Raw genomic sequence first — 13,231 nt, 5'->3', positions numbered from 1 at the left:
CATTCATGAGGCTCGGCAGGCACGCAGAATCGAGAACTGCTACTAGAACGGCGCATCGGCCTGGTGTCCGACACCCTCAGCGACTCAACCAATGACAAAGGCGGGCCCGAGTTCTGGAGACGAACTGAAGGAAATAATGCCTATGAGCTTTGACGCATCCAATCTGCGATTGCGGATGTTCGCCACTTTACTATTCTTTTTACCTCGATGGGCCGGCTAGACAGCCTGACGCGTCGCTACATGGCTGTTCGCTCCTGACATCGATCTCGATGTTGCCACAGCAAGATTGTTCGGATTCGTGTCTGATCCCGATGCGCCCTTCGGACCAAAAGCAACCCCCTACGGCCTTTTGCCGCCCACAGGCTCGCTGCATCTGACAGTATATTCATCTAACAGTGACTAGGCTCTTGCCCTTTCAAGCGGGCTGTTCGGAAGCGTTGTGCGGCTCGGGCGATTAACGAGCGCCAGCATCAGCTCCAAGAAGGCGGGCTCGAATGCGCTCTGGAAGAATTCGCAGTTATCGGGTGTCGCCGACTTTATCGAACACAAGGGAAGAGCGGACTTTGCGGGGCATAGCTATTTCTTGTCCGAGCCGGCGGTTCAAAAAGATCTAGTTGCTTTAGTTAGGGACCGCCTCAAGGCTGGTGATCCCGGTCGGCCGCTCGTCGAAATAAAACGTCTATTTTGGGGAGTGCTCAGCGGCAATAGAAAGCTATCTCACTGATAAGAATACTACTTCATTTGTGACGCTCTGATCGGTCGTCAGATTCGGCGGTCGGGTTAGACTATAGACTGGCCTTCGCCGCTTGGCCTTTAACCGCAGCTCGATTTGCTGTCGCGCGAGCTCATGCAAGGCCTCGGGTGTATCGATGTTAAATTGTCGCCTTGTTCAGTGTGTCGTCGACTGTCTTGCGCATTTTTGGTGTGAATCCGCTGATCAGACCCGCGGATATCCACTTCATCTCATGGATTTCCATGAGGTGCGGTTCGGCCATGGCGGGATTAGGGTGGCCTATGAGTTCGCCAGGCCAGATATTGAGAACAAGTGCTCTACGAAGCGCGCTGATAGCCCCCAGGGCTTTCTTTGTCCGGCAGGAGAAGCCAATGATATGCGTCTGGTCGCACCGCCCCCAATTCTTGCATCTGGGATTTTTTGTCGCAGCCTATGTTCTGGGCTGCGGTTTCGCTCAGTCGCTCGCAATCGTACCCGGAACAGGTATTTCCATATGGCCTCCGGGCGGGCTTTTCATGGCTACGCTTATCCTCGCTTCCAGGCACAGCTGGCCGTGGTGGGTGCTGGGGGGCCTTCTGGCGGAACTGGTTAGCAATCTCCTGTGGTTCCATAGTCCGTTTCCTGCCGCCGTCCTGATCTATGCCGGCAACGCTCTTGAAGCGGCGGCCGGCGCATGGCTCGTGATCCGGATCTGCGGGCGGCCGGTGCGGCTTGAAACCTTGCAGGAAGTTCTCGCATTCGTCGTCTTGGGCGCTGGAATTGCGCCTGTCATAAGCGCTACGGTGGGAAGCGCGACACTTGCGTGGTTTCGCATACAATCGCAATCCTTCACAACTGCCTGGCCTCTTTGGTGGATCGGAGACGCAACCGGAGTCTTGATCGTGGCACCACTGGCGCTGGTCGTGTTGCAGAACTGGCGCGGCAAGGCCCAGCTCTCGGCCGCGCAATGGATAGAAGCTTGTGTCCTTGGGCTGATCTTTCTTGGTGTCGCTGCCCTTTCCTTGAGCGGTTACCTGCCCTTCGCCTACATCATCATGCCGCCTCTTCTTTGGGCCGCAGTGCGCTTCGAGTTCAAGGGCGCCGCGGTCAGCTTGACCCTCCTCGCTCTGATCACGGCAGTATTCACGATATCCGGCGCCAGCCAATTTGCCGGCGATCCTGAGTCCCAGAGGCATAAGCAGGTCATGCTGCAGCTCTTTCTGGCCGTCTCGGCATTTTCGGCGCTCATCGTGGCCGCCATATCCCGGCAGCACCAGCTGGCGGTGCTCACATTGCGCCAAAGCGTGGAGGCATTGCGCGACCGGGAGCGGGAATTATCGCAGCTCGTGAACATGGTTCCGGCCCACATCAGGCGTCTGACGCCCGCAGGCGAGCCGACCTTCTTCAACCAGCGCTTGATAGACTTTTTCGGTCTGGATGTAGGGGATTTGGACAAGCCGGGTATGAGCCGGCTGGCTGCAGTCATACAGGGCCTCGTCCATCCCGATGATGCAATTAGCCTGCTGGAGACGGCCCGCCACTCCTTTGTTACCGGCGAGCCCTTCTCCAGGAAATATCGTATGCTCCGTGCGGACGGCGCATACCGCTGGGTTGATAGCCGCGGGGAACCGCTGCGGGATCAAAACGGAGCGATTGTGCAATGGTACGTAATTTCCATCGAAATCGACGATGAGATGCGCGCCCAGGAAGCGCTGCGCGACCGGGAGCGGGAGCTCTCGCAGCTCGTCGATCTGGTTCCGAGTTTGCTCTGGCGGTTGAGTTGGGAGGGGGAGCCTACCTTCTTCAACGAGCGCCTGAGAAATTTTCTCGGCCTGGACACTGCAGATGCAGACAAGCCGGGCATGAGCCGGCTGGCGGCCGTCATAGAAGCCGCCGTCCATCCGGATGATGCGGCCAGCCTCGAGGAAGCGCTCAACCATTCCTTCGTCACCGGCGAGCGCTTCTCCAAGAAGTATCGCCTGCGGCGCGCAGATGGCGTTTATCGCTGGGTGGAAGGCAGCGCGGAGCCGTTGCGGGATGAGAGTGGGCGCATCGTCCAGTGGTACGGCCTCTCGCATGACATCGACGATCAGTTGCGCGTCGAGGAGGCGCTGCGACGCAGCGAGCGGCAGCTTCAGGAACTCATTGACACAGTGCCGGTGCAGATTTGGTGCGTAACGCCAGGGGGCGAGCCCGCATACATCAACAAAACCATGATTGACTATATCGGCCTGAAGCTGGAGGACTTTGATGCCCAGCAAGGATTAGCCGGGGCAATTCAGACCATCGTCCATCCTGACGACAGGATCCCTTTGCAGCGCGCCCTAACCCACTCCTTCAGCACGGGTGAAGCGTTCGAGTTGAAATTTCGCAACCGCCGATGGGATGGTTCATACCGCTGGACAGAGGGGCGTGCGGATCCGCTGCGCGATGAGAGTGGCTGCATCATCCGGTGGTACGGCGCCAACGTCGATATCCACGATTTTGTGACTTCTCAGGAAGCGCTGCGCGAGAGAGAACGCTCGCTATGGGAGCTCGTTGAAACGCTACCGGTAATGATCGATTGCGCTGCGCCGGACGGCGAGCCGTTATATCGCAGCCGACAGCTCCGCGAATTCCTCGGGTATGAGCTTGAAGAATTGGACGGAACCGGGAAGTCTCGCTTGGCCGGCACACTCGACGCCGGTGTTCATCCCGACGACGTGGCGGGTGTCAAAGAGAGATATGCCCATTCGTTATCCACCGGCGAGCCGTATGCTCGGAAGCACCGTCTGCGGCGCTTCGATGGCGAATATCGCTGGGTCAATACTCGCGCCGCAGCGATGCGCAACGCCGAAGGTGCCATCGTGCAGTGGAACGTCATCTGCCTGGACATCGACGGCGAGGTTCGGGCGCAAGAAGAGCTGCGTCTGGCGCAGGAGAGCCTTGCGCGTGCGAGTCAGGCGGCGAGCCTTGCTGAGCTTTCGGCTTCTATAGCGCACGAGGTGAACCAGCCATTAGCGGCCGTCGTGGCGAACTCGCACGCCTGCCAGCGTTGGCTCACGGCTGAACCGCCAAATCTCGAGCGCGCGCAAAAGACGGTGGAGCGCATCATTCGTGACGCAAATGCCGCCGCCGAGGTCGTGAGCCGCATCCGCGCCTTGTTCAAGCAGTCTGTCGAGACGAGGCATGCGATGACACTGGACAGTGTCATCGCGGAGGCGCGTGACCTCACGGCTGAGGAGGCGGCGCGGCGGCGCGTCCGCATGGACGTTGATGTCGAAAACAATCTTCCGGCCGTCGCGCTCGATCGGGTCCAGATTCAGCAGGTTCTTGTCAATCTTATTCGCAACGGCATGGAGGCAATGGACACCATTACGACTGACAGAGTTCTCCGGATCCGCGCGCGGCGGATGCAGAACGCGGTCGAGACCGAGGTCAGTGATCGCGGCCGGGGCGTCGAATCTCCTGACAAAATCTTCGAGCCGTTCTTTACGACGAAAGAGCACGGGATGGGCATGGGGCTCGCGATATGCCGTTCGATTGTCGAGTCTCACGGCGGACGGCTGTGGGTGGAGCAGAACCAGCCGCATGGAGCGACCTTCGTCTTCACATTACCCGTTGAAGTGGGAGCAGCGTGATGACGACGGACGATCATATCGTCTTCATCGTGGATGACGATGAACGCATTCGAGAGGCGCTCAGCGAGCTGCTGGCCTCACACGGCATGCGCGCAATCGCGTTCGGATCGGCCGGCCACTATGTCAGCGCGGACAAGCCGAACGTCCCTGCCTGCCTCATCCTCGACGTCGAATTGCCGGATATCAACGGCCTCGATCTGCAGAGGCAGATCGCGGCGGGCGATCATCCGCCGATCGTTTTCATCACAGGACATGGTGATATCCCGTCCTCGGTGCGCGCGATCAAGCACGGCGCCGTGGATTTCCTGACCAAACCGTTCAGCGATGTGGACGTCATGGCCGCAATCCACGCGGCAATCGCCCAGGACCGGGAACAGAGAGCAGAACGCGCCGACCTCGCCATGTTGAGGCAACGCTATCTGGACCTGACGCCGCGCGAACGCGACGTGCTGCCACTCGTGGTGAGTGGCCTGCTCAACAAGCAGGCCGCAGCCGAACTGGGGATCAGCGAAGTCACGCTGGAAATTCATAGAAGGAACGTGATGCAGAAAATGGCAGCGGCGTCGTTCGCTGATCTCGTGCGTATCGCGGAGCGATTGGAAATACCGATTACCCACTCGCGCCGAGCAGGAGGGAGCGAAGCGTGAGCAAGCGAAGACCTGTCGTGGCGATTGTTGATGACGATCCAAGACTGCTCGAGTCGCTGGAGAATCTTCTGGAGTCCGCGGGCTATGCCGCCCGCAGCTTCCCGTCGGCGGGATCGCTACTCATCAGCGGGCTGTCGGGCGTGGACCTGCTCATCACCGACATCGGCATGCCAGGCATGGACGGCTTTGAACTTCGTGACTGGGTGAAGAAGGTTCGTCCGGAGCTGCCGGTGTTCCTGATCACTGGCCGCCACGAGATAGCGGATCAGGACCGCGCGCGGGGCGTCGGCGCGTTTTTCCGCAAGCCCTTTGATGCACAGGCCTTGCTGGCGGCCGTCGACGACGCCTTACGCAATCGAAACATGGAGGGTGATGATGATGGTTGACCAGTCGTTCGTGCGGAGATCGGCGCCGCTATCAGCGCAGCAGAGGATTGAACCGGAGCAGCCGCTCGTCATCATTGTCGATGACGATGCGTCTGTGCGGGAGGCGCTGTCGGAGTTGATCCTGTCGGCCGGCTTCCAGTCGGTTTGCTTTGCCTCGACCCGCGAATTGCTCGCCACCAACGTCTTGGAAAGCCCCGGCTGCTTGATCCTCGACGTGCGCATGCCAGGAGCCAGCGGTCTCGATCTGCAGCGTCATCTGACCCAAAATGGTAACCCCAAGCCAATCATATTCCTGACCGGGCATGGTGATATTCCCATGACTGTCCAGGCTATGAAGGCCGGGGCTGTGGACTTTCTCACTAAGCCAGTGCGGGACCAGACGCTGCTTGACGCTGTGATTGCGGGCGTTGCGATGGATGCCGCGCGGCGCCAGGAAGCCGTGATCGTCAAGCGCAATGTCGAACGCCTCGAGACGCTGACGCCACGCGAGCGCGAGGTTCTGCACGAAGTGGCGCGTGGACGCCTCAACAAGCAGATCGCCTTCGATCTCGGCATTAGTGAAGTTACTGTCAAACTGCATCGAGGTAATGTCATGCGCAAGATGGCGGCTGCTTCCATCGGCGAGCTGATCCGGGCATGGGAAACGCTGCCCGCGCCGATGCGCGAGGTCGGCGCGACCTAGGGTACTCATAAATTCGGTTCTATAAGCATGGCTCGCTGAATGTCCGCTCGCTCCGAAAGCGACGCGATTGTTGCGTTGCCGCGAAATGCCGCGAAGGGCCACTTGCTGACGTGAGCAGAGCAGTGAACTATCCTCTGAAACCGGGCAATGGCCGATCAGAGGTTTGCGCCAAGAAGCAAAACGCCGCCGGGACACCTGCATACCGCCCGGAGCACAACCGGTGCGGCGCGGAGATTCGACCTGCCGCGGTAGAGAGCCGAGGCCTAAGCCGGCGAAGATACAAGCGGCGTCGCACGAGGCAGCGATCGACCAGTTGTTCAAACGCATGCGGTCGTCTAGATCGTTTCATTGTTTCATGGAAACAGTGAAACGATCTAACTCTTTGAAAGTCCGCAACTCCGGACGGAAAACCGTTACACGCTTTTCCTAGAATTGCTCTCGTTCGGCCCTAACCTAATAAGCGGTCAGTAGTCCCAGAAGACCGGTACCCAACGAAAGGCGTCGCCGTCGACCGCCACCCGGCCGACGGACGGGAACGGCAGGTGAGTGGCCACCAGCTGTTCGCCGGTTGCCGCCAGCTCCTTCAAAAGACGGATCCGAACGCGGGCCGCCTCTTCGGGGTCGTGTTCGAAACCGTTGTGCCAATCGGGATGGTCGAACCCGACCGCGAACACGGCGTCACCGGCGAAGGTCAGCCGATCGCCGCCGGATGCCAGGCGGACCACGCTGTGCCCAGGGGTGTGGCCGCCAGTGCGACGGACGACCACCCCAGGCGCCACCTCGTGCTCCTCATCGAACAGCCGCAGCTGGCTGCGGTACTCTTTTGCGAATCGGTTGGCGGCCGCCCGAAGCGCGTCCGGGAACCCATCCGGCATGGAGACCTGGGTGAAGTCGGGCGCCTCCCAAAACTTGACCTCGGCGGCCGCCACATGGATCCGCAGATCCGGACGGAGCCGGTCTTTCACCCCGTCAACGAGCAACCCGCCAATGTGATCCATGTGCATGTGGGTCAGCACCACGTCGGTCACGGACGCGAGATCGATGCCGGCAGCCTCCAGCCGCTTGACCAACTGCCCGGCCCGCGGCAAGTTCAAGGCTGGGTCCAACCCTAGTCCAGCGTCGATGAGTATGGTCTGCCCGCCGCTCTGCACGACGACCACATTCAGCGGCCAGTCGAATGCGTCCGGCGGCAAGAACATGTTGTCCAGCCAGGCCGCCCGGACGGCCGGGTCGGTGTCGTGTGCCAACATCGCGGTTGGGAGCGGTAGCACCCCATCGCTGACCACCAGCACGTCAATCTCGCCGACCCGCACCGCGTAGCGCGACGGAACCAACTCTTCGGGCCCCGGTTTACCGGGGTGTGAGATGTTGTCCAAGCTCATGTTCGTCTCCTGCTGACCAATCGAACGGGGTTTTGTTTCTGGCTGCGACATGATGCGCTCCTGTTTTGGGTGATCGAAACGTGTCGGTCACGAGCCACCTCGCTGACGCTATGTTGAAGCGTGTTGGCGGTCGAGCTACACCTGAGGATAGGCCAGCCTGTGCTCTTAGTGGACCGCAGCGAAGATCTGGTGGTGAAGAGGCTGGTATGAAGGAATAGACGCTCTCGCCCGCCGAACGGTGCCCCGCGCTCAGCGTTGACTCGAGGCCGCTCGGCGTTTTGATGTCCGCGACACTCTCGAGGTGGTCTTTCGGGCAGGAAAGATGTCGGGAGGAGCTGCTATTCAACTACGTCGACAGCGTTACCCACGGCAGTATCGGCCACCTCCGCCGCCAGCCCCGTGGGTCGGCACGCGCGCCGAACCCGAAATTAGCTTGCGCCGTGTGCAACCTACCACGGCAGATCGCCGCGCGGTTGAGTGACACGATTGGGATCCCCATCCGCCGGGCGCATCCGACCTAGACCTTGCCCTCGCATCACAGAGACTTCGGTACAATGGTTCTCCGGACGCATAGGCGCATTCTCGTCATTGCCGGCCATAGCCTGCATGGAGGAAGCAATGCGCAATATCATCGGAATTTGGGGGCGTCGTGGCTGAGCTCAACAAAAAAAAGATAGTCGGCTTGCTGTTGTGCCTCGGCGCCGTCGCCGTCCTGGCCGGCGGATGGGCCTGGGCGCGTCCGAGCAGCGAAGTGTCGACCGACAACGCCTATATCCGCGGGAATGTTACCTCGCTTGCCCCAAAGGTCGCGGGCTACGTCACGGCGGTCGAGGTCGAGGACAACCAAGCGGTTCGGGCGGGCGACGTGCTCTTCCGGATCGACGATCGGGACTACCGCGCAAAGCTTGCGCAAGCGGTGGCCAATGTCGAAGCGGCCCAGGCGCGGCTGACCAACGTCGATGCGGAGATGGCGCTTCAGCATGCCCTGATCCGCCAGGCCGAAGCGCAGCGACGTTCGGTCGTGGCCGAGTTGAATCTTGCGGCCAAGGCCTCTGACCGCCGCCGCGCGCTTATCCGCAGCAACACGATCAGCCAGGCCCATGTCGACGAAAGCGACGCGGCGAAATCGAGGGCCGAGGCGAACGTGTTGGCGGCTTCCGCAACGGTCGAGGCTCAGCAGCAGCGCATCGCCGTGCTTGCCGCGCAGCGCGAAGGCGCCGTTGCTGCGGTGGCGCAGGCGGAGGCCGCGCGCGACCTTGCCGGGATCGATCTCGAGAGCACCGTGGTGCGCGCGCCCGTCGGCGGCGTCATCGGCAACCGGCAGGTCCGCGTCGGCCGGCTCGTTGCGCCGGGCGCTTCCCTGCTCGATATCGTTCCGCTCGACAATGTATGGATCGTCGCGAATTTCAAGGAAACCCAACTCGAACATATCCGGCCCGGTCAACGCGCCAGCATCACCATCGATGGGTACCCGAGCGGAGCGCTTGAAGGCGTGGTCGACAGTTTTGCGCCCGGCAGCGGCTCTGCCTTCAGCCTGCTGCCAGCAGACAACGCCACGGGCAACTTCGTCCGGGTCGTCCAGCGCGTTCCGGTGAAGATCCGGTTTGCCGGCAATCCGCTGGCGGGCCGCCTCGTGCCGGGCCTGTCGGCGCGCGTCGAGATCGATCTGGAGAGCGGTTCATGACCATCGCCACCGCCACGCCGAACCGCGACATATCCATGGCAGGGAGCCTTCTCGTCGCCGGCATAGTGCTTGCGACGCTGACCGAGGCGATCGCCAGCACCGTGCTCTCGCTCGGGCGCGGCGATATCATCGGCGACACATATGCGACGGCCGACGAGTTCGCCTGGGTGGATGTCGGCTACACCGCTTTCAAGCTTATCGGGTTCATGGCCGCCTCCTGGCTGATGAGCCGCTTCGATCCGCGCAGCCTGATCGTCGGCTCGACCCTCGCCATGGGCATGGCGTGCGGCATTGCCGCCATGACGGCCCGGCTGGACCTCCTCGTCGCTCTTCGAATGATTCAGGGCTTTTCCGGCGGCACCCTGCTCGTCGGCGGCCAGGCGATCATCTTTCTCGCCTTTCCGCGATCCCGCCAGCCGATCCTCCAGGCGCTGTTCGCGATGGGGTCCGTCGTCGCTCCGGCGACGATCGCCCCGGCGCTTCAGGGCTGGCTGCTCGATAGCCAGTCCTGGACATGGATCTTCTTCAGCATCGTTCCGCTGGCGCTGGCGGCTGCCGGGCTTCTGCTGATCGCGGAAGCGCCGATGCCCGCACGAGCGGCGCGGCGGCGGTTTGACTGGATCGGCTTCTCCCTGATTTCCATTGCGCTTTTTTGCTTCACCTACGTCTTCAGCCAGGGCAGCCGGTGGGACTGGCTCGAAGAACCGCGAATCCTGTGGCTGGCAGTGATCGGTACGGCCACGCTTCTTGCCTTTCTCGGCCAGCAGGTGCTCGCCAAAGGACAGGGCCTGTTCGACTTCACCCTGTTCGAAACGGAGGATTTCTGCTTCGCCTTCATCGTGAGTTTCGTCGCCGGCGCCGCATTGTTCGGGAGCGCGTTCCTGATCCCGTCCTTTGCCGTGTCCGTCCTTGCCTTCACGCCGACAGACGCCGGGCAGCTCCTGCTGCCGAGCGGGGCACTCTTCATCGGCGCGCTCCTCATCGCCGCCTTTGTCATGCAGTTCCGCCGTGTTCCTCCGGTCGCCACCGTGCCCTTCGGCATCCTGATGATCATGGCGGCGATGTGGATGCTGTCCGGGTCGACCAGCGAAAGCGGTGCGGGCGACATGATGGCAGCGATCCTTTTGCGCGGCGCTGGCCTTGGCTTCCTGTTCCTGTCGATCACCCTGATCGCCTTCAGCAATCTCAACAGCCGAAATCTCGCCTCCGGCATCGGCCTCTTCAACACGGGCCGCCAGCTCGGCGGACTCATAGGGGTCGGCGCACTCCAGACCCTGATCGAACACAACGTCTCCCACAATCTCGCGGTCCTCGGCGCCAACGTCACCGCAGGAGCTCCCGCGGTCGCCGAGCGGCTGACGACCACCGCTGCCCTGCTGACGGCAAAAGGGATGGACGCGGCTGCCGCAAGCCGCGGGGCGGCCAGTCTTCTCGGCCGGGCCGTGGCAGGTCAGTCCACCGTGATCGCGTTCGACACCGCCTTCAATGCGATCGCCCTGCTTTTTGTCATCGCCGCACCCATGCTGGTCGCCGTCAAGATCGCACTCTCCCGGTACGCGAGAGCGCGCGCTGCATTGCCCAAGACGAAGGCGTATCAACGTGAGAACTATCCGGTTTTGTGGAGCACGCACGCCAAATGTTGGTGTGGACCGCCGTTGGGACCTGTAAACACGGTGGACGGGTCAAGGAACGTTACATGAACCACCGCTGCTTGTTGCTATTCATCTTCGCATTACTGATGCCGTACCAAACAGCGCTGGCTCAAGCGGGCCTCCATCCGGTCAAGCAGCAGCCATCCGTTGCGGCACCACCTCCGGAAGATTTGCGAGAGCTTATCGACCTCTTGCGACGCCCCGACATTCAAGCATGGTTTCAGTCTCAAACGGGGAGCGGTCCGGTCGAAGCGCAAAGTTCAGCCGAGGCAGAGAACGCCAGCGAGATTATCGTTGGCCGGTTGAATGCTGCGCGCGCCTTCGTTCACGACATGGCGACCGCCATTCCGACGCTGCCTGCCGAACTCGTTAGAGCGCGTGTCGCATTGATGACCGAGATGAAGGAACAGGGACCCTTCGCCGCCATTCTGTCACTGGTCTTTTTTGTGATGTTAGGCTTCGGTCTCGAGTGGTTCTATTGGCACGCCACTTCCGGCCTCCGCAAGCGGATAATCGCGACACATCTGGATACGATCGACGACCGATTGCGCGTGGCGGGATTGCGTATGCTCTACGCCCTGGGCATCCTTCTGGCCTTTGCCGTCGGAAGCATTGGCGCCTTCTTGCTGTTCGACTGGCCACCGCTACTGCAGCACACTGTCCTTGCTTATCTTCTCGTATTTCTGGCAGTGCGTTTGACATTGGTTGCGGGGCGGATCGTGCTCGCTCCCGGTGCGGAACGGTTTCGGCTGATGCCGATGGCGACAGTCACCGCTCGCTTCTGGTTTTTCTGGTCGGCAGTGCTGGTTGGCAGCTTCGCATTCGGGCATTTCACCTATCAGCTGTTGCCGATACTCGGAGTAGGACGCGAGGCTAACTACATTGTTGCGCTTGCATCCGGTTTGATCCTGTTCGGCCTGGCCCTCGTCGCACTTTGGCACTGTCCAACATTCGACGGTGTCGATTTGGTCAATCGCCGCCACCGCGTCGGCACGGTGCTTGGTACGCTCTATATAATCGCCAATTGGTTGGTCGCGCTCTCCGGCATCGCCGCCACGTTCTACATTGGGGTAATACTTCTGATTTTGCCGATCGCGATTTCGTGCGTGAAGCCTTCAGTAGACCACATTATGCGTCCGCCGGGCGCGATGACCGCCGATGGAGGTGTTCCTGCGCTCACCGGGGCAGCATTGGAACGTGGTTTGCGCGCTCTGCTGCTGATCGGAGGGGCCTACCTCATTGCATCACTGCTTGGACTCGACTTCGGCGCACTGGCGGCCAGGGACACCATGGCGACCCGTGTTATTCGAGGGCTCCTGAATGCCCTTGTCGTCATTCTGCTGGCCGATATTACATGGCGGACAACGAGTGCATGGATAGATCGCAAGCTGATGCAGACAGCGGCGGACCACGCGATCGACTCCGACGAGCTACGACGAAGCGCCAGGCTTCGCACACTGCTTCCGGTCTTTCGCAACCTATTGTTTGTTGTGCTGCTCGCGATGGCCATACTGATGGCGCTTTCCAGTGTGGGCGTGGAGATTGGCCCGCTTATCGCCGGCGCAGGCGTCGTTGGCATTGCTGTTGGTTTCGGTGCCCAGACGCTGGTGAAGGACATCATCTCCGGAATGTTCTTCCTCCTCGACGACGCCTTCCGGGTCGGCGAATACATCGAGAGCGGCAGTATCAAAGGCACCGTCGAATCCTTTTCGTTGCGCTCGATAAAGATCAGGCATCATCGTGGTGCGCTACATACGATCCCTTTCGGCTCGCTTGACAAGATAACCAACTATTCGCGTGATTGGGCTATCGACAAGATCATGGTGAGCGTCACCTACAATACCGACTTAGACGTCGTAAAATGTACCATCAAGGAGGTTGGCAAGCAGCTGCTGACAGATGAGGAAATCGCGCCGAGCATCATGGAAACACTGAAGATGCAGGGCGTCGAGCAGTTTGGCGATTTCGCTATTCAGATTCGCATGAAGATCATGACAAAGCCGGGCGAGCAGGCGGTGATCCGTCGCCGTGCCTATGCTTTGATCAAAAAGGCCTTCGATGCCGAAGGGATCAAATTTGCCGTTCCGACTGTCTCCGTCGCCGGCGGGGACGCAAGCAACGCGGTCGCGCAGAAGGGGCTTGATCTCATCAAACCACCGCCCCAGACCGAGCAAGCAGCCTTAGATGCCTAGCAACAGCGCTCAAGCCGCCCCTCGCCGCAAGCCCTTGTGAATGTTTATGACCGGCAGGTTCCCGATGCAGCGCCTCGAAAGTCGGTGAAAGCGGGGAAGCTCTTCAACCGGTAGGATCAATCTCGCAACCGCGATCGGTGTTCACTACCTTGCGTAACCGCAACGACGGCGGTTTTGCCGCAAAAGTTGGCATTCATGGCGGATGAGGTGCGTCGGCAATCCTGTGGTTTACGTGGGGGTTCCCCGAACTGTTGCCTGCGCTAACCAGGCGGGG

The 13,231-nt window shown here is 60.8% G+C and carries 8 protein-coding genes; 7 read left to right on the top strand and 1 reads right to left on the bottom strand.

Features of this window, described 5'->3' with window-relative positions:
• Positions 1-1,104: 1,104 nt before the first annotated feature.
• From M1D34_RS29840 to M1D34_RS29825, 4 genes are read left to right on the top strand one after another with little or no spacing between them, the layout of a single operon-like run.
• Entirely contained in the window at positions 1,105-4,332 is a 3,228-nt protein-coding gene (locus M1D34_RS29840; RefSeq protein ID WP_498784805.1) for a PAS domain-containing protein, read from the top strand.
• Complete coding sequence (locus tag M1D34_RS29835; protein WP_498784803.1) at positions 4,332-4,979, top strand: response regulator transcription factor; 648 nt, start codon at positions 4,332-4,334, stop codon at positions 4,977-4,979. The genes M1D34_RS29840 and M1D34_RS29835 overlap by 1 nt, the downstream gene beginning before the upstream one ends.
• On the top strand, positions 4,976-5,365 hold the full coding sequence (locus M1D34_RS29830; RefSeq protein WP_498784801.1) for a response regulator: 390 nt from the start codon (positions 4,976-4,978) through the stop codon (positions 5,363-5,365). The genes M1D34_RS29835 and M1D34_RS29830 overlap by 4 nt, the downstream gene beginning before the upstream one ends.
• Positions 5,355-6,047, top strand: coding sequence for a response regulator transcription factor (locus tag M1D34_RS29825; protein ID WP_498784799.1), 693 nt, complete (start codon positions 5,355-5,357; stop codon positions 6,045-6,047). Before M1D34_RS29830 ends, M1D34_RS29825 begins: the two co-directional genes overlap by 11 nt.
• Positions 6,048-6,511: 464 nt before the next feature.
• On the opposite strand, the gene M1D34_RS29820 is transcribed toward M1D34_RS29825, so the two are convergent.
• Complete coding sequence (locus M1D34_RS29820) at positions 6,512-7,480, bottom strand: MBL fold metallo-hydrolase (RefSeq protein WP_498784797.1); 969 nt, start codon at positions 7,478-7,480, stop codon at positions 6,512-6,514.
• Between the two features lie 598 nt (positions 7,481-8,078).
• On the opposite strand from M1D34_RS29820, the gene M1D34_RS29815 reads away from it, so the two are divergent.
• From M1D34_RS29815 to M1D34_RS29805, 3 genes are read left to right on the top strand one after another with little or no spacing between them, the layout of a single operon-like run.
• Positions 8,079-9,113: an HlyD family secretion protein gene (locus M1D34_RS29815; protein WP_498784795.1), complete on the top strand. Its 1,035-nt coding sequence runs from the start codon at positions 8,079-8,081 to the stop codon at positions 9,111-9,113.
• Positions 9,110-10,813: a DHA2 family efflux MFS transporter permease subunit gene (locus M1D34_RS29810; protein WP_498784794.1), complete on the top strand. Its 1,704-nt coding sequence runs from the start codon at positions 9,110-9,112 to the stop codon at positions 10,811-10,813. The genes M1D34_RS29815 and M1D34_RS29810 overlap by 4 nt, the downstream gene beginning before the upstream one ends.
• Positions 10,810-12,957 carry a mechanosensitive ion channel domain-containing protein gene (locus M1D34_RS29805; protein ID WP_498784792.1) on the top strand — a complete coding sequence of 716 codons (2,148 nt, stop codon included), beginning with the start codon at positions 10,810-10,812 and terminating at the stop codon, positions 12,955-12,957. The genes M1D34_RS29810 and M1D34_RS29805 overlap by 4 nt, the downstream gene beginning before the upstream one ends.
• The last annotated feature ends 274 nt before the right edge of the window (positions 12,958-13,231 follow it).

Source organism: Ensifer sp. D2-11, from assembly GCF_054161295.1.
This window is presented reverse-complemented; position numbering and strand designations above follow the sequence as displayed.